Here is a 17,893-nt window from a genome sequence, read left to right on the forward strand (position 1 = left end):
CGCCTCTCTGGGAGAGGGTTGGGTGAGGGCTAATTAGTCAATCAGTTGCCCAGACCGCTTCTCCGAATCGCAGACTCAATCAGAGCTTCTAAACAACAGAAATGGCGGCGTACGCCTTCGGCCTGCAAAAACGGCCGTGTCTTCCGAAATTTTTCGGCGCGACGGGAATTAACGGAACCCGCTGCATGTCGTATTGTTAAGTCGCTTTCCGCAACTCCCGACGGAGAATCTTACCTACGGCGCTCTTCGGCAGTTCGTTGCGGAACTCTACGTATTTAGGCACTTTGTACGCCGCCAAGTTCATACGGCAATATTGGCGGACGGCGTCTGCATCAAGGCTCTCGTCTTTGCGCACGATGCAAACCTTGACCGCTTCGCCGGTCTTATCGTCCGGCACGCCTATCGCGGCACACTCCAGAACCGCCGGATGGGCACTCAGAACGGCTTCGATTTCGTTGGGATAAACGTTGAAGCCCGAGACGAGAATCATGTCCTTCTTGCGGTCCACGATATACAAAAATCCGTTTTCGTCCATGCGGGCGATGTCGCCGGTACGCAGCCATCCATCGGGTGTCATGACCTTGCGGGTTTCGTCCGGGCGGTTCCAATAACCTTTCATGACCTGCGGTCCGCGTACGTATAGCTCGCCGACCGTTCCGACCGGCAGCGGGCGTCCGTTGTCGTCTCTGATGCTACATTCGGTGGACGGTATCGGAAGGCCGATGCTGCCGTTGAATTCCATCAATGCGGGCGGATTGACGGCAACCACGGGGGAGGTTTCGGTCAAGCCATAACCTTCGGTGATCGGGCAGCCGGTCACGTCCCGCCAGCGGTTTGCCACGGCTTCCTCGGTCGGCATGCCGCCGCTGATCACGAACTTGAGCGCACTGAAATCCAGTTTCTCGAAGCCGGGCGTGTTGAGTAAGCCCTTGAAGAGAGTGTTGACACCCGTAATGACGCTGAAACGCACTTTGCTGAGCGTCTTGACGAGGCCTTGCAGATCTCGCGGATTGGTAATGAGGTGGTTCAATCCCCCGAGTGCGGTGAAGCAAAGTAAATCCACGGTCAACGCAAAGATGTGGTAAAGCGGCAGGGCGGTAATCACGACCTCCTCGCCCCTGATCAAGGCTCTTTCAGGTGGGAGCCCGCCCATGATCCACTGTGTGCACTGCATTACGTTCGCCAGCAGATTACGGTGGGTCAGCATCGCCCCTTTGGCGACACCCGTGGTACCGCCGGTGTATTGGAGGAAGGCGATATCCTCCGGACTCGAATCGTGCCTCTTGAAAGAAAGTCGACTACCTTCATGCAGGGCGGTGTTGAAGTGAATGGCCTCGCTGATGTGAGTACCCAGGTTTCCATTCTTGACCAGGCGTGCATACCAGTTGACCAGGTACGAGCGGGGGAAGCGCAACAGATCTCCGAGGCCGGAAACGATGATGGCCTTGAGCTTCAATCTCGGAAGCACCGCAGCCACGACCGGCACGAAATTCTCGAGTACCACCAGGGCCGCCGCGCCCGAGTCCCGGAGCTGATGCTCCAGTTCGCGCGATGTATAGAGCGGGTTGGTGTTGACGACAGTGAGTCCGGCGCGCAGCGCGCCCCAGACAGCGACCGGTTGTTGGGAAACGTTCGGCAGCATGATGGCGATCCGTTCGCCCGGTTCCAGGCCGATATGCCCATGCAAGAAGTTCGCGAAATGCCGGCTCAATTCTTCGAGCTCGGCATAGGTGAGAATCCGCCTGAGGTTAGAGAGGGCCGGCCGTTCCCGGTAATGGGCGGCCTTTTTTTCGAAAAACTCCGCCAGCGAGGAATATCCCGGCTCGTCGATGGTTTCGCGGACCCCAGGGGGATAGCTTTTCAGCCAAGGTTTGTCTGCGGCTCTCCGCGACACGGTGCTTTGAAGGTTTCGCATGGTGCTCTCCGCTGTCCGAAGGACCGCTTTGACCGGTTAGGCTCGGTTTGCTACGGCGTCCTCGGTCAAAAAGCGAATCACGATATCCCTTATACCACCAATATCGTCTACCAGCATATTGTGGCGGTTCCCATGAACCAACCGGAGAAACTTTTTCTTAGAACCCAGGGCCTGGAAGATCAGGCTCGCGCTTTCCGGGGCGAGCATCGGATCATCGTCTGCTTGAGCGAGCAATACCGGGCATTCCACGTCCGCGAGAACATCCTCCAGTTCTTCGGCTAACCGGTGCAGTTCATATAACGTGCGCAAAGGAATTTCACGATAGGCGTATTGCGGATATTCCGGCGTCCATTCGACAAACGGCCGGGCGGTTCGCCGAGACATCCACCGCAACAAAATGTTCGTGCCGCGGAGCAGCGGAGCCATGGGTCCCGATGCGCTGAATTTGAAGGGTGGCGAAATTACGGCGATTCCGTCCAAGTCCTTCGGCTGCTCGCTGGCTAGTCGCAACGCCAGCAGTCCGCCGGTGCCGGTTCCGACGATGTATATCCGAGAGGCATAGGACTTCATGATCTCGTACCCTCGCTTCAGCGAATCGAGCCAATCTTCCCAGCGGCGGTCCTTGAGGTCATGGGGCGAAGTCCCATGGCCTTTCAGGCGGACGGCGAGGACATAAAAGCCGAGATCGACCAAGCGTTCACCGAAGTCGCAGAACTCGGCCGGCGAAGATAGAAGTTCATGAACCAATATGACCCCGGCGCCGTCGCTTTTTTGAGGTCTCAGCAAGAATGGGCGGGGCGTTATGGTGGCGATTACCGGCTGGGTTGGCGCGCTCGGACCTGGGGCGGAATGGTGCGCCAAGTCCCAGTGCCAGGAGCGGATTTCGTCGTCGAACCGAAGGTCACCGAGTTCAGTTGGGTGCAGCGTTTTTTCGGCGGACAGCGCGCGCTTGACCGCGTCCGCTATGGCGGAAATAGGTTGAACTTCGTTGGCATAAACCGCGATTACGTTCTCGATGCGAATTTCGTCAAATTCGTGCTCGTGAAGCAGCTTGGGCAACAGCCGGTAATGATCCGGGTGAATCTCGATGAGTCCGCTAGCTTTGGCAGTATCGATCAGTTCTTGCAGGCCAGTATGTTCGCCTTCCAAAAGGTTTCGATACCCATCGGGGTCTTGCAAGCTGCGGTGAAGATGCACGTTCGGCAATTGTTGGGTGTATTTGATGGCCAGATACAGGCTGCGGAAAAATTGAGCTCGCCCGATCTCGACCTGGTTATGTTGCGCACGGTGCATGATCAGCGTCGAGGCGAGGTGACTGAGATTCACCGTCACCGCCTGATACATCTCGCGCATGTATTGATTGCGCACGATATTCAGGCGCTGGCGCAGGCGGCCAGCCAGTAGCCGCTCTTTAGGACCGGAAGGGTGGCGGGTGATGGCGAAAACATCGTCGATGGTCCGGATGCGTGGCGCTATCCATCTCGCCAACCAGGTTTCCCAGTGATGCCAGGACGCCGACGCGACGATCGGAGTCCCGAATTGAATATCCATATCGGTGTTGCGTAGCAGGATGTTGCCTTCGATCAGGATTTCTTCTGCCGCTCGCCGGCTCAGCCCGCGGCTCAGCAGTTCGGCGGCGCTGCTCAGAATATGCTCGTTGACGCGGATGGGATAGAACGTGATGTTCGCTGGGACCACGACAGTAGGTTGATGAGCGGCGGACAGCAGCGCGTCGACGTTTTCGAGCCCGAGCGTTTCGGCCCATGCCGTCAGCGTTTGCCTGTCTCCATGGCGTTCGGCTCGGCGTACGGCCATCTTGAAGATTTCCAGCCCCATTGCCAGCACGGCGGCTCCGCTGTGATGCTTACGCCTGTCCATGCTGACGCGGGAGTAAATACTGTATTCGCCTTTTTTGTCGAGAACCCGGCGATCCTTCACCATCCCGCCTTCGGGAAAAATGACGACCTTGCGCCCGAGTAGAATTTGCTCCGCGAGCCACGGCAAAAGTCTCGGATAATTGTTTGGGATTACTCCGACCTCACGCAGAAATCCTGCCAGGACACTATCTTCCTGTTCGAAGAACTCGGCCGACGCCACCGAGCAACAGTAGACTTTTCGGGCCTCGTACATCAGGTACTGAGGAATGAAAGTCTCGAACCGGGCGAAATGGTTGAAAAGGAAAATTTGGCCGCGATCGATGGTCTCCGGACTGCCGTGCAAGGTAATGCGAACCTTGAGCAGCTTCTTGATCTGCCGGAACACGCGTACCGACCAATCGTAGGTCGAGGTGTTGATGCCGTACTCCGGAACGGCGTTCCGATGGTCTTCCATATCGCGCTGTCTGAGAAACATGCTTTTTCCCGTGGGTAGCCTACTCTTTCTTTTTATTTAGATCCATTGGCGTCGCCAGATTGCTCAATGGGTCGCCACGCTCGCCGGGACGAGTGGTATAGTAGCCGGTCAACTTAGGGTGGTTGTTTGGACCTTATCGTCAGTTTTTTCATGATGTGGACGGATGATCCCGAAATCTGGCCGGATGAGCATCCGGCGCGAATCAGCAAATCACAGCTCAAGCGTGAAAGCGCTGCTTTGCAGGACCTCGGCGAAGAATTGATGGGCTTGTCCCGCGACCAGCTAGAACGGTTGGACCTGCCGGTAGAGCTTATGGAAGCGGTCCGGCTCGGACAGTCGATTACCGAGCGCGGCGCACTCAAGCGGCAGCGTAAATATATCGGCAAGATTCTGCGCCATATCGACGTAGAACCCATTCGGGCGGGGCTTGCGGCATTGAAGAACGAGAGCGCGGAAGCCTTGCACCGGCAGCATGTCATCGAGCGGTGGCGCGACCGTATGCTGGCGGAAGGCGATGCCGCGGTGAACGAATTCGTGGCGATCCATCCGGAGGCGGACCGCCAGAAGCTACGGCAGTTATCCCGAGATGCCCGTCGAGAGCGCGCTGCCGAGGCCGCTCCTAAGTCCGCCCGTCAACTGTTTCGGTATCTACGCGAAATTGTGGCGTGAGGTGGGCCAGTGAAGCATCCGATTAGGTCGGTTTGCCTGCCGATCCTTCTCGCCATCCTTGTCGCCGGATTTCAGACTGCAAAGGCCGAAGAGAGCGTCGACCGGCTGCTATTTTCACGGGGCACGCTGGGGCCGCGGGAGTTGGCGGTCATCGTGAACGAGGCCGATCCTTCGAGCGTCGCCATCGGCGACTACTACCAAAAGCGGCGAGGCATACCCGAAGAGAACATGATACGGGTACGCTTTCCGCCTGGCTCCGACAACCTGCCACGGTATCAGTTCGATTCGGTTAAGCGGTTGGTGGAAGAGCGAACGCCTCCGCGGGTTCAAGCCTACGCGCTTGCATGGATGGCGCCGTTCAGGGTCGACTGTATGTCGATCACCTCCGCCTTCGCCCTGGGGTTCGATCCGGCCTATTGTTCGATCAAGTGCGGCGAAACCAAGCCCAGCGGATATTTCAATTCAGCCAGTCGAGCACCCTATACCGATCATGGCATCCGGCCTGCCATGATGCTGGCCGGCCGCACGGTCCAGGACGTCCGAAACCTGATCGATCGGGGCATCGCTTCCGACCATACTTATCCAACCGGTACCGGCTACCTACTGAATACGTCCGACAGGCATAGGAGGGTCCGCGCCGTCACTTTCGACAAGACGATCGAGGCACTGGGCGCGGCGGTTCGGCTGCAACGCGTCGACGCGGATTTCATCAGCGATAAGCGGGATGTGCTGTTCTATTTCACCGGCCTGGCGAAGGTGCCGGAACTCGATACCTTGGGTTTCGTGCCCGGCGCGATGGCGGATCATTTGACGTCATTCGGCGGCAGGCTCACCGAGAACACTCAAATGAGCAGCGTGCGTTGGTTGGAGGCAGGGGCTACGGCGAGCTACGGCACCGTGGCGGAGCCCTGCAATATCTTGAGCAAGTTTCCTCATCCTGCTGTGGCGATATGGCACTATCTGGAAGGCGACACCGTGATCGAAGCCTATTGGAAAAGCGTGGCGCGGCCGGGGGAGGGCGTTTTCATCGGCGAACCCTTGGCGGCGCCGTTCGCGCCCCAGATTATCGAGCATCAGGGGCTAATCACCGTCAGGCTGTTTTCCCCGAGATCGCACATGCTGGCGTTGCAAGCCGCGAACAGTGCCATCGGTCCTTACCGCTCGGCGGTCAAAACCTATGTCCTGATCCCTGGCTATAATGAGCTTTCCTTTCGGTTGCCGAATACCGACGCATTTTACCGACTAGCCTATTTGAGCAGCGACGAAACCAAGAAATAGTTCAAAAGGATCCCAATTCGTCGCCGATCGCCAGGTGAGTTCAGCACAGTCATCGATGAATCTCTTTTCGCTGGGGTTATTGACCATCTCCGTGGCGCTGGTTTCCGGCGTGCTGACGGGAGCGGTGCGCGGTTACGCGACCAAATGGCTGCTGGATCTGCCCAACGCCCGCAGTTCCCACGACGTGCCGACGCCCCGCGGCGGCGGCTTGGCCGTCGTCCTATCGTTCACACTGGTTGCGGCAGGTCTCTATGGACTGGAACAGATTTCTTTCCAACTCCTGATGCTCGTGCTCGGCGCTTTACCGATAGCGATCATCGGTTTTTGGGACGATCACGGTCACATACCGGCGAGGTGGCGTCTGCTCGTGCAGGTCGTTTCGGCCGTGTGGGCCCTTTACTGGCTAGGCGGCATGGAATCGGTCCGTGTTGCTGGCGAGGTTTACGACTTGGGTGGACTTGGTTCCGTTTTCGCCGTTTTGTTGATGGTGTGGCTGTTAAACCTGTTCAATTTCATGGACGGCATTGACGGGATCGCCGGCATCGAAGTGATTTCGGTCGCGCTGTCGTCGTGTTGGCTTCTGGTTTACCAGTCGCCGTCGTTCCCCGGCGGCGCAGACATTTTATTGTTAACGCTGGCGGCGGCGGCGGGCGGATTTTTGTTCTGGAACTGGCCTCCCGCGAAAATCTTCATGGGAGATGTCGGAAGTGCGTTCGTCGGATTCGTTCTGGCTGTGCTGGCGCTTCAGACGTCCTCGGAAGGAACTCTCTCCCTGACTGTCTGGCTTATCTTGTTGGGCACGTTTTTCGTGGATGCGAGCGTGACGCTGGTGAGGCGGATGCTCAGCGGGCAACGCTGGTACGAGGCGCACCGCAGCCATGCGTACCAGCGTGCGGCGCGGCGCTGGGCCAGTCACAAGCGGGTCAGCCTTTCAGTCTTGGCTATCAATCTGTGCTGGTTATTGCCTTGGGCTTTCGCGGCGGTGCGCTGGCCGCGGTTGGAGCCGGTCCTGCTGGCGTGCGCCTATGCACCTTTGATAGGCTTGACGCTCTGGCTGGAGGCAGGAAAACAGGGGGGGTAAGACATGCAGGAGATGCTGTCGAAAATGCGGCTGGGTACGATTATCTTCATTCATGATCTGATCATGGTGGCGCTCGCGTGGCTCGGCGCTTATTGGCTGCGGTTCAATTTATCCCTGCCCCCCGAACTCGAAACTCAGACTTCGCTTCGTTGGCTGCCCCTGGTTCTCGTCGTCCAAGGCGTGTTCTTCCACCGCTTGGGGCTCTATCGCGGCATCTGGCGGTTCGCGTCCGTTCCCGACCTGGTCCGTATCGCAAAGTCGTCTTGTCTTGGAATCGCCACCATTGCCATCGTCCTGTTTTCGGTGAATCGGCTGCACGGTGTGCCCCGTTCCGTCATCCCGCTCTATGCGGTGCTTCTGCTGTTTCTGTTGTCCACACCCCGGTTGATCTACCGCGTCTGGAAAGATCGCGGCGCGCCGCTCTCGGCTGGAAGACGAGCCCTCATCGTTGGAGCGGGCAAGGCCGGCGAGATGCTGGTGAGGGATCTGCTTCGCGCTTCGGGCGCGAAGTTCGCCCCGGTCGCGCTCGTGGACGACGATCCAAAGAAAAAAGGCAGCGAGATCCACGGCGTGCGCGTGCGCGGACGCTGCGAACAGATTCCCCGTTTGGTCGAAAAGCTGGCAATCGAAACGATTTTGATCGCAGTGCCCTCGGCAACGGACAAGGAAATGCGGCGCATCGTCGAAATTTGCGAAGGGGCCGGCGTTCCGTTTCTGACGCTGCCGTCGATGCAGGAAATGCTCTCGGGCCAAATGTCGGGGCATCTGCGCGAAGTCTCCATCGAAGATTTGCTCGGAAGAGAGCCGATCAAGCTCGACCGCAAGGGGATTCAGGCCCATCTCGGCGGGAAGCGTGTCCTGGTGACGGGAGGGGGCGGCTCCATCGGCTCGGAGCTCTGCAAGCAAATTGCGCAATTTTCCGTCGCCGAGTTGATTGTCTTCGAGCGCTGCGAATTCAACCTGTACCAGGTTGAACGGGCGTTGAGGCGCAGTTTCCCCGGACTGCGTCTGTCCGCGATACTCGGCGATGTCACCGATGAGCCGGATGTTAGACGGGTGATTTCACAGTACCGGCCGGAAATCATTTTTCACGCGGCGGCGTATAAGCACGTGCCTTTGCTGGAATACCAAGTGCGCCAGGCGGTTGTGAACAATGTTCTGGGGACCTTTACGGTGGCGGAAGCGGCTGTGGCCGCTGGCGTGGATGAATTCGTGCTGATCTCCACCGACAAGGCCGTGTCCCCCGAAAATGTGATGGGAGCGACCAAGCGGGCGGCGGAGGTCTTGGTTCAGAGCATGAACGGCGTCGCAGGGACGCGTTTCATCAACGTACGTTTCGGCAACGTGCTGGATTCGGCGGGCAGCGTCGTACCTCTCTTCCGGGAGCAAATAAAAGCGGGCGGTCCGATTACCGTGACTCATCCCGACATCACCCGCTATTTCATGACGATACCCGAAGCCTGCCAATTGATCATGCAAGCGGCGACGGTTGGTAAGGGTGGAGAGGTCTTCGTGCTGGATATGGGGGATCCGGTCAAGATCAGCTACCTGGCGGAACAAATGATTCGCCTGAGCGGCAAGCGTCCGGGTCAGGACATCAAGATCGAATATATCGGACTTAGACCTGGTGAAAAGCTCCGCGAAGAACTGTTCAACGACCATGAGCGGCCTACGCCGACGGAGCACAGCAAACTCTTACTGGCCCATCCCCGCAATGTCGATCATCGGATGGTGAGGAAAGCTGTGAACGAATTGGCCGAGGCCTGTCGGTCTTTCGACGAGGCCGCGATTCTGCACAAACTAAAATTGCTGGTACCGGAATATGTGCAGCGGAGCGCCGACGAATACGGAACGAAAGATCGCTCGGCCGTTCAGCGATTGCTTGTTTTATAATGTGTTGTCGGGTACCATATCGGCTTTTTCGAACAACGCTAGAGCTTGGAGCGTGCAGTAATGAAAACCTTTAGCGCAAAACCGGCCGAAGTAAAACGCGACTGGTACGTCATCGACGCGGAAGGAAAGACGCTGGGGCGTCTTTCGACGGAGATCGCGCGTCGTTTGCGCGGCAAACACAAACCGGAATACACGCCTCATGTCGATACTGGCGACTACATCATCGTCGTTAACGCGGAAAAAGTGCGTGTGACCGGAAATAAAGAACGAGACAAGATTTATTACAAGCACACCGGTTACATCGGCAACATGAAATCCGTGGCCCTGGGCAAGCTACGCGCAACCCATCCGGAGCGCATCATCCAGAACGCCGTAAAAGGTATGTTGCCCCGCAATCCTTTGGGCCGCGCCATGTTCAGCAAGCTGAAGGTCTACGCCGGGCCCAACCACAATCACCAGGCTCAGCAGCCCAAAGTGTTGGAAATCTAATTTGACAAGCTGAATCAACCATGGCACAAGCGCAGTATTACGGAACAGGTCGTCGCAAGAGCGCAGTTGCACGCGTCTACGCAAAATCCGGAACCGGTCGTATTGTTATCAATAACAGACAACTGGAAGAGTATTTCGGCAGAAAAACCGACCAGATGGTTGTGCGTCAGCCACTTGAGCTCGTCTCTTTGACGGATAAGCTGGACGTGTTCGTCAAAGTTTCAGGCGGCGGTCCCACCGGCCAGGCAGGAGCCATTCGCCATGGCTTGACTCGCGCCCTCTTGAATTTCGACGAAACCTTGCGCCAGCCGCTGCGCAAAGCTGGTTTTGTTACCCGCGACGCGCGCGAAGTCGAACGTAAGAAAGTCGGTCTGCACAAAGCAAGGCGCCGTCCGCAATACTCCAAGCGTTAATGCAAGGCACGCCGGCTTCCTCGGCGTGCTTTCACCACTGGGGGATCGTCTAGCGGTAGGACTACGGACTCTGACTCCGTCAACCCTGGTTCGAATCCAGGTCCCCCAGCCAACAATTCAAAAGGCCATACTTCGGTATGGCCTTTTTTATTGCCTCGTGTAAACAGAACTTTAAACGGGAACTTATTGTTCCGGCAATTTGACGGAACGTTGTTTTGTCCTGCTTCCTGATTTTCCAACGGTAACCTGTGTAGGGTGCACTGAGCCTGTGCAGCCGATCGATCCCGAACCGAGTCGGATGGGTGGAGCGAATCGATAAATCGGCGGGGCAACGTGGCGAGTGAGTCGCCCACGGTTTTCAGCATTTAATTCATAAATGCCGATTTGGACTATCCCGACCTTTAGAGACTACATTTCGTTCGGGGTCACATGATCACCGCACTAATACTTTTAGTCCTAATTGCTTTGGGTTTGTCACAGTTTTTCCCGAAACCGGAAAGTGCCTATAGGCGAGTGCGAAAGGCATATCGTCGAAACGCGAATAGGCGATCAGGCATCTCATACAGGAACGCAAGAGCGGAGGACTTGCAGGCGTACATCAGAGAATCACATCCTCATTTTCAAAACGCGATCGACCCAGACGACCGCGTTAAAGAAGAGAGAAAAAGCTCAGAAACCTGGGCCGAGGAACAAACACGTTGGAAAAGTTCCAATATCAATGAATGGAGTATGGAGCTTTTAAAATCCTTGGAATGGAAGCGATACGAGGAGCTGTGCGTTCAATACCTCATCGAGCAAGGTTGTAGGGCCGAGGTAACATAACACCCCTCGGCGCGGATGGTGGGATAGATATCAAGGTTTTCGGAAAAAATAGCGAAAAGCCGATCGCAGTTGCCCAATGTAAAGCGTGGGGGAACAGAAACATTAAAGTTGATCTAGTCCGAGCACTCTACGTGTCACGTCCCGTATGATTATTTACCCAGAAGGAGTTATGCTCTGTTCGAAGCCCGGAGCCTTCTCCAGGAGATATTCGGTTCGTCCAAGTGAGGTCCATCACCATGCAGATTCGTCTTCATAAGAACGCCCGTACCACCCCAGCCGTTCGGCAGGCCATTCAAGCGTCCACGTTGAGCGAGCGCGCCTTGGCCCAAAAGCATGGCATTAGCCGAACGACCGTCCGCAAGTGGAAACACCGCTCCTCGGTCGAAGATGCCTCGCATCGGCCCCACACCCTCAGAACCACGCTCACGCCCGCCCAGGAAGCCATCGTGGTCTACCTCCGCCAAGCTCTGCTCCTCCCCTTGGATGATCTCCTGGCCGTGACCCGGGAATTTCTCAATCCCGCCGTGTCCCGTTCCGGGCTAGACCGCTGCCTGCGCCGCCACGGGGTGGCGTCCCTCAAGACCCTGCTTCCGCCTACAGAGAAGGCGAAGGTCAAACCCTTCAAGGCCTATGAGCCCGGCTTCCTTCACCTGGATGTTAAGTACTTGCCCGCCATCGACGGCGAACCCCGCCGATACCTGTTCGTCGCCATCGACCGCGCCACCCGCTGGGTCTATGTCGCCCTCAAGCCCAACCGCACCGCCTTAAGCGCAAAGGACTTCCTCAAAGCGGTGATTCAGGCCGCGCCTTTCCGCATCCAGAAATGCCTGACCGACAACGGCTCGGAGTTTACCGACCGTTTCCTGACCCGAACTCGGCAGCCCTCGGGGACGCATGAGTTTGACCGCCTCTGTACTGAACAAGGCATCGAACATCGCCTGATTCCGCCGGGCCGGCCCCAAACGAATGGCCTGGTGGAACGCTTCAATGGCCGCATCGAGGAGGTGTTGCAAACCCATCACTTCGATTCAACCGCCGATCTGGACACCACCTTGCACCGCTATGTCGAGCTGTACAATCATCACATTCCCCAAAAGGCCTTAGGCCATCTCACCCCAATTCAAGCACTCAAAAACTGGCAAACGTCCCATCCTCATCTTTTTCGAAAGAGGGTTTACAATCGTGCGGGACCTGACACTCTACGGAGTTATGGTTGCTGAGCGAATTCCCCACGGCATCTTTTTAACGACAACAGATTTCACCAAAGAAGCGAGGGAGTTTGCCAAGGGAAAGAACCTTCAGCTCATTTCCGCCTAGGAATTCTTGGATTTGATCAAAAAGCTTCCCGATGATAAGCAAAAACGCCTCCTCGACTTTGCGACCAGTGGCGACTATACAACGCCAACGTGTACCCGATGCGGGATCAAAATGGTACTGAGGAAAAGCAGGAGGGACGGCAGTACCTTTTGGGGATGTCGCAACTATCCGAAATGTCGGATGACGATAAACCAGCGGCGTTAAAACCGTAGGCTAGAACAAACCTCACGGCGAGCTGGACCGTATTTCACGGTAGACGCCCTTTCAAAAGACCAAAACCTACATTCACACAGAACAATCAGATAGGGAAATTTCTAAACACCCACGCTACTGTTCTGTCCCTGAAATACGGTTACAAAGTCGTTGAAGTTTTTCGAGAATGGAAGCGGCGGTAGCTCTGCATACGAAGGATCAACAGTTGTGAGACGGTGTCAGGCTTTCCTTATTTGATAACGTATGCGAGCAATCCAGCATGTTTCGAAGGCTTTAGAGCCTGTTCCAGTAGCTAAGAAACCCTTCGCGAAGCCTCCGTGAGCCTTTCGATTTAGCTCAGGACACGCCCATCGGAGGACTCAGGGCGAACAGCCTACTGGGATAAGTTCTTAACTGACTAGCGAAACACCGTAATCCCACCAACGGCCTTAGCCGGAGCGAGTTCAATGCTTGCTACCGCACAGGTCAGCAGACGACGACAAGATCAACTACCCAAATTCGGCGCGAGTCGAGCCCGTTAAGTCTTCGTTAATGTCGGGAGGAGTAGAAAGGAATCGCGGAACAAATTGCTTGATCAGCGATGGAACGACCGGCATAGGTGGATCAGGCAATACCGCTCGTTTTTGGAATGGGTTACCGGAGTTTCGAAAGAAATGAAAACTTCAGCAAGAACCTTGTCGATGTTAACGCTGCTCGCATTGTTGATGGCACTCGGAGGCTGTGTGGCGCATCCCCATCACCATGGCTATGCCTATGGGTACGGCCACGGGTATCACCATTACCACAACTATAACTACGATGGGCATTACAAAGGAAAACACTACCATAGGCATCGCTGGCATCGTCATTGATGCGTTTTTGCGTATGTATTCCCCGCTCATGTGCCTCCAAGCGAATCGGGTCAGCTCAAGCCGCTAACGCACAGCTTTCGGCGAGCGTCTTTTTCATCTCCAGTACCTGCCAATTTGTCGTACCTCAGCACATTTTGCTGCCGGTGGCGACAATGTTGACAAACACCGGCGGGGGTGGGCTGTAGTACATGGGGGAGCGGATTATCCGTGAGCTAGCGATGCAGGCAACGACTTTGGTTCATTGGTAGCGTTGGTCCAAATCGGGCTTGATCGTCCACACCAGCCGGGTCTCCAGTATGCTTCCAACGCCTACCTACGTGTGTTGGAGTGCTATGACTTCGTGTATACCAGGCGTTGCAGGGGCGAATGCAGTGACAATGCCGCGATGGAAAGCTTCTTCCCCTGCCTCAAGGTTTAACCAACTAAAGGAAGAACGCTACGGAAGCAAAGGCGGATGTGTTCGAGTGCATCGAGTCGTCTACACCAGGCAACAGTAGCGGTGGCCCCGGTTTATTGGACAGGATTTTCCCAAGCTTAAGTGGGTTTCTGCGGTTTAGGCTGCCTTCTGGATTGGCAGCGAATGAAAGTACATGCGATCCGGGGTTTTACCGTCAAGCGATGAGTGGGGCCGCCGTTCGTTGTAGAACTTAAAATAGCGTTGTAGACCTTGCCATGCTTGAGAAACGGAGTCGTAAGCCTGCAAGTAGACTTCCTCGTACTTCACGCTTTTCCAAAGCCTTTCGACGAAGACATTGTCGACCCAGCGGCCCTTGCCATCCATGCTCATTCGGATGCCGTGACCTTGGATCAACTCCACGAACACCTTGCTGGTGAACTGGCTGCCTTGGTCGGTGTTGACGATCTCCGGCGTGCCATGGCGCTGAATGGCGTCCTCAACGGCTTCGATGCAGAAGTCCGTAGTCAGGCTGTTGGATAGTCGCCAGGACAGTGTGCGCCGAGTGGCCCAGTCGAGCACCGCGGCCAGATAGACAAAGCCTTTGCGCATGGGGATGGAGGTGATGTCCATGGCCCAGACGTGGTTTGCCTCGGTGATCTCGAGACCTCGCAGCAGGTACGGGAACACCGGGTTCTGCGGATGCTTGCGGCTGGTGTTCGGACGCCGGTACAGCGCCTCGATGCCCATCTTCTTCATGAGCGTCGACACATGCCGGCGACCGACCTTCAGCCCATCTTGCTCCAACAGGTGACGCAACATGCGGGCACCAGCAAACGGATGATGGAGGTGCAGTTCGTCGATTCGCCGCATCAGCGCCAGATCGTTCTCTGAGACCGGCTGTGGCGTGTAGTAAACCGAGGAGCGGGAAAGCCCCAACAACGCACACTGGCGCACCACAGGGAGCTTGTCCGACCGGTCGATCATCGTTTTGCGAATCGCTAGCCCATGCGACCGAGCGCGGCGACTAAAAAATCATTCTCCACCGCCAACTGGCCGATCTTGGCGTGGAGTTCCTTCACGTCTGGCCCCTTCGATGCACTGCGCTCTGCCGCCGTGGCGAACACATCGCTGGCTCGCTCCAGCAACTGACTCTTCCACTGCGTGATCGGGTTGACGTGAACCTCAAACTGTTCTGCTAATTCAGCCAACGTCTTGTCGCCCTTGAGCGCGGCTAGGGCTACCTTGGCCTTAAAGACGCCGAGTGATTTCGTCTCTTTCGTTTCATCGTCTGTTCTCCGGTTTTCGCCCTTCGCAGGGCGGTGATTAGAACAGAAACTTCACTGAAGCGGGTGTCCAAATCTCCGGGGCCGGCTCCGGTCCGGCTGGATCACATTGCCCGGACAGATCACCCGGAACGGGACGCTTTGACGATGCTTTGCGAGGAAAGGGGGACGAAGCTGGAAAAGGTCTCGCCCAACGCCTCCGCGCGGGGCCGGCCGTCAAGCGGCCGGCTCGGCGCGGGTGCCATCATATGCCAGTAGGTCGCAGCTCTCTTCGACCGAGCTCAGGACAAGTCCTTCAGCTGGGCCTTGGGCGAGCGGCCTGCTGACACGGGACTTTAGTGATGGCGAGCGAGAGTGGTACCGCCGTGGCCGTCCGGTAGGCCGATTCTGACGTTCTGCATCATACCCCTGTCTTCATGATCGAGGATGTGGCAATGCAGTACGTAGTCGCCGATCTAGCGTTGGTAGCGGGTGCGCACCACCACGGTGTAGGCGCCACCTTGGGGAGCGCCGCCGGGGGCGATCAGGCTCTTGATCCACAGCGTGTCCTTCCAGACTCCCTTCAGGCCCGGATACTGCGGGTCCACTGTGCCGCCCGCGTCATAGACCGCCCCCGGCAGACTCACGTCCTTGCCGTTCGGGTCGAGGATTTTGACGATTTGGAACGGGTTCACATGGATATGGAAGGGATGACCGACTAGACGCGATCCAGGGTCCATTCGTCGATGCCGCCCAAAGTCAAGTGGCGATCGATGCGGTTGGGATCGTAGGGTTTGAAATTGGGCTCAGGCCCCAGATCGTTACTAACCTCGAACTCGAAAGGCGTTTTCGACAGGTCTATGAAGAAAGCCAGTTCCTGCTTGCCGGTGACCTCGCTGTCGATGATGTCCGGGTGCGGTGTGAAGCGGGTGAGCTTGAGCCCGTTTTGGAGGTCAGCGACGATTTCGGCCCGGACCGGAGTCGGCATATGGCGCTTGGCTGAGGCCACTAGCTCCTTTGTGAGATGAGCGTGGATGTCGGATACCTTGGGGCCGGGCGCGGCGACGACTACCCCGAGCAACTGCCGGCTTTCCGCCCTTTGGCTGACGCTTGCCGAGGCGTCGATTACGCAATAAGTGCCTGGTTCCGGAAACACCACCAGGGCATCGCTGCGGTAGCCGGGCTGCAAGACCGTGAGGGTGGTCTGCCAGGCTGCGGCTCGGGTAAGGCCGTCGTCGGCGATGACGTGGTAAGGAATCGGATCGCCCACGCAATTGTCGCCAATGAAGCGGTCGGTCTCGGCGGCCTTGAGCCGCGGGATGTTCGGTTTGTCAGTTTTCAGCTTGCGGAACTCCAGGCTGATGGTGTCGCGCACGCCGGTGTGGATCAACCGCCAGCGCTCTATGTCGCCGGTCTTTGTCTTGAAAGTCGGCAACACAGTGCCGTTGATGCTGGTATAGCGTCCGGACTGAGCCCAGGTGCCGGGGCCGAAATAATCGTAGGATTCGATAACGCCGGTTTCGCCCTCGTTGCACGACCAGATGTCGCCATTGTCCTTAGGGCAGTAATACTGGATTTGCTGTAAGACCAGGACGCGTTCGCGCAAGGGGGTGCCGTTCGGGTGTTTCAGCAGGATATCGATATCGCCGTTACCGGTTTCGCTGGGCAGGCGGTCACCCCGCACGATCAGGGCGCCGGCCATGCCGCTCGAAACCTGGAGCGCGGTCGAGCCGTGCAGATGCGAGTGATACCAAAAAGTCCCGGCTGGATGATCGGGCGGGAGGTTGTATTCATACTGAAAGCTCACCCCGGGGTTGATCGACAGCAGTACGTTGTCGCTGTTGCCGGTCGGGCTGACCGACAAGCCGTGCGCATGCAGATTGGTACTGTTGAAGCAATGGGGGATGTTGGGGTTGCCGTCCGGGACAGGGCAGCTGGGGTCGGCCGGCAGTTGATTGTTGAGGGTAATGCGCACCGTGTCGCCCGGCGTTACCTCGATAGTGGGAGCGACAAAAGGCCGTTTAGGATCGGTATCGGTACCGACATAACTGCGCAGGCGCACCTAGTCGTAGCGGCCGGTGGCAGGATTGTAGAGCTGGCTGTCGGAATAGACGATGTTGAGCTCGAGCTGGCGTTCCTGGCCCGGGCTGGGACCGGGTTTTGGCAGCGGCATGAGGGTGGTTCGGGTAGGGGGACCCTTGCGCAGTTGGAGCTGTGGCGGATCTTCCACCACACGCTCGGCGTCCGCGTAGGCCGGCGTAGCGGTCGTCAGCATGAGGGGTATCACGGCGGCGAGTCCGGTTCGGATGACGGTGCTCCCTATGGTGGCCGGAAATCGACGAGAGTTTCGGATTTGGGTCATTGCATAATCCTCTTTGTTCATGTTGTTGTTATTAACCTGGCGTATAAGAGGTCGGGTTTATTCGGGGCAGGGATGCCCCGGCGCGGCAACAAGCCGCATAAGTCCCGGCCGGGCGTGTACTGGCCTGGGCGGTGGCCGGTAAATGCCGGGAGGGTATTTACGGGCCTGATTAATAGATCGCCCGTGACCGTTCACGGATTGGGCCGTCCCGGCCGATCACGCGGACGGTCGAAGGCAAGACCGTTCCGGCCGGTCTTTAAAGCCCAGCGGAGACGCCGGGGATCTGTTATTAGGGTGAGACGTACATGTCGACCGCACAAGGCACTATGTCATGGGGCGACTGTGCGGTGGTTCACAGAAATGCCACCCGATTTGTGGGTACGCTGCGCCGGTAGCGCGGCTTTCCGAAAATGGATCGACGCCCGTAGGAGAATGATCCGCAGCCGATTCCAGGGAGGCTCAGGGCGGAATGCCGAGTTCCACTCGGCATTCGAGTAAACATTAATCGTAGATGGTGGGTAGGGTGGAGCGAAACCCATCGATGACGGGTTAGCCCCCGACTTCGCTAGGGACAGGCCC

Annotated in this window: 17 protein-coding genes, 1 tRNA gene and 1 pseudogene; 12 read left to right on the top strand and 7 right to left on the bottom strand. The window is 57.2% G+C overall.

All coding sequences use genetic code 11. From position 1 onward, the window contains the following. Positions 1-196 precede the first annotated feature (196 nt). Entirely contained in the window at positions 197-1,915 is a 1,719-nt protein-coding gene (locus QEN43_RS14425) for an AMP-binding protein (RefSeq protein WP_051331816.1), read from the bottom strand. 36 nt (positions 1,916-1,951) lie between these two features. Then, complete coding sequence (locus QEN43_RS14430) at positions 1,952-4,267, bottom strand: alpha/beta fold hydrolase (protein ID WP_084162162.1); 2,316 nt, start codon at positions 4,265-4,267, stop codon at positions 1,952-1,954. A 150-nt stretch (positions 4,268-4,417) separates the two neighbouring features. Here QEN43_RS14430 and yjgA point away from each other — a divergent pair, with 150 nt between their 5' ends. The 12 genes from yjgA (at position 4,418) to QEN43_RS14475 (ending at position 13,293) form a co-directional block, all read left to right on the top strand. Next, positions 4,418-4,936: a ribosome biogenesis factor YjgA gene (gene yjgA / locus QEN43_RS14435; RefSeq protein WP_317963359.1), complete on the top strand. Its 519-nt coding sequence runs from the start codon at positions 4,418-4,420 to the stop codon at positions 4,934-4,936. A 9-nt stretch (positions 4,937-4,945) separates the two neighbouring features. Continuing rightward, positions 4,946-6,214, top strand: a complete 1,269-nt coding sequence (locus QEN43_RS14440) for a TIGR03790 family protein (RefSeq protein WP_202901153.1) — start codon at positions 4,946-4,948, stop codon at positions 6,212-6,214. A gap of 55 nt (positions 6,215-6,269) precedes the next feature. Next, positions 6,270-7,295 (top strand): MraY family glycosyltransferase, encoded by a 1,026-nt coding sequence (locus QEN43_RS14445; protein ID WP_036269043.1) that lies wholly within the window; start codon positions 6,270-6,272, stop codon positions 7,293-7,295. Between the two features lie 3 nt (positions 7,296-7,298). Next, positions 7,299-9,188, top strand: coding sequence for a polysaccharide biosynthesis protein (locus tag QEN43_RS14450; RefSeq protein WP_317963360.1), 1,890 nt, complete (start codon positions 7,299-7,301; stop codon positions 9,186-9,188). A gap of 60 nt (positions 9,189-9,248) precedes the next feature. Next, positions 9,249-9,677 carry a 50S ribosomal protein L13 gene (rplM, locus tag QEN43_RS14455; protein ID WP_026610885.1) on the top strand — a complete coding sequence of 143 codons (429 nt, stop codon included), beginning with the start codon at positions 9,249-9,251 and terminating at the stop codon, positions 9,675-9,677. A 20-nt stretch (positions 9,678-9,697) separates the two neighbouring features. After that, entirely contained in the window at positions 9,698-10,090 is a 393-nt protein-coding gene (rpsI, locus tag QEN43_RS14460; RefSeq protein WP_026610884.1) for a 30S ribosomal protein S9, read from the top strand. A 38-nt stretch (positions 10,091-10,128) separates the two neighbouring features. Next, a tRNA-Gln gene (locus tag QEN43_RS14465) sits at positions 10,129-10,202 on the top strand. Between the two features lie 706 nt (positions 10,203-10,908). After that, positions 10,909-11,061, top strand: coding sequence for a restriction endonuclease (locus QEN43_RS21805; RefSeq protein ID WP_396662801.1), 153 nt, complete (start codon positions 10,909-10,911; stop codon positions 11,059-11,061). 87 nt (positions 11,062-11,148) lie between these two features. Continuing rightward, the gene (locus tag QEN43_RS14470; protein ID WP_317963361.1) at positions 11,149-12,132 is read left to right on the top strand and encodes an IS481 family transposase; all 984 of its coding nucleotides are present in this window, start codon (positions 11,149-11,151) and stop codon (positions 12,130-12,132) included. Beyond that, a complete protein-coding gene (locus tag QEN43_RS21810) occupies positions 12,122-12,229 on the top strand; it encodes a restriction endonuclease (protein WP_084161648.1) in 108 nt (35 codons plus the stop codon). Before QEN43_RS14470 ends, QEN43_RS21810 begins: the two co-directional genes overlap by 11 nt. Positions 12,230-12,241: 12 nt before the next feature. Further along, entirely contained in the window at positions 12,242-12,433 is a 192-nt protein-coding gene (locus tag QEN43_RS21815) for a topoisomerase DNA-binding C4 zinc finger domain-containing protein (protein ID WP_156912653.1), read from the top strand. A 662-nt stretch (positions 12,434-13,095) separates the two neighbouring features. Beyond that, positions 13,096-13,293: a hypothetical protein gene (locus QEN43_RS14475; RefSeq protein ID WP_156912652.1), complete on the top strand. Its 198-nt coding sequence runs from the start codon at positions 13,096-13,098 to the stop codon at positions 13,291-13,293. A 553-nt stretch (positions 13,294-13,846) separates the two neighbouring features. Here QEN43_RS14475 and QEN43_RS14480 read toward each other — a convergent pair. From QEN43_RS14480 to QEN43_RS14495, 5 genes and pseudogenes are all read right to left on the bottom strand, one after another. After that, positions 13,847-14,975, bottom strand: a pseudogene (locus QEN43_RS14480) (IS3 family transposase). Positions 14,976-15,308: 333 nt separating this feature from the next. Next, positions 15,309-15,428 (bottom strand): multicopper oxidase domain-containing protein, encoded by a 120-nt coding sequence (locus QEN43_RS21820; RefSeq protein WP_202901116.1) that lies wholly within the window; start codon positions 15,426-15,428, stop codon positions 15,309-15,311. Further along, positions 15,429-15,647 carry a cupredoxin domain-containing protein gene (locus QEN43_RS14485; RefSeq protein WP_202901072.1) on the bottom strand — a complete coding sequence of 73 codons (219 nt, stop codon included), beginning with the start codon at positions 15,645-15,647 and terminating at the stop codon, positions 15,429-15,431. A gap of 23 nt (positions 15,648-15,670) precedes the next feature. Further along, a complete protein-coding gene (locus QEN43_RS14490) occupies positions 15,671-17,014 on the bottom strand; it encodes a multicopper oxidase domain-containing protein (RefSeq protein ID WP_202901073.1) in 1,344 nt (447 codons plus the stop codon). Beyond that, complete coding sequence (locus QEN43_RS14495; protein WP_202901074.1) at positions 17,015-17,314, bottom strand: hypothetical protein; 300 nt, start codon at positions 17,312-17,314, stop codon at positions 17,015-17,017. Between the last annotated feature and the right edge of the window lie 579 nt (positions 17,315-17,893).

Origin of the sequence: Methylocaldum szegediense (genome assembly GCF_949769195.1) — a bacterium.
GTDB lineage: Bacteria > Pseudomonadota > Gammaproteobacteria > Methylococcales > Methylococcaceae > Methylocaldum > Methylocaldum szegediense.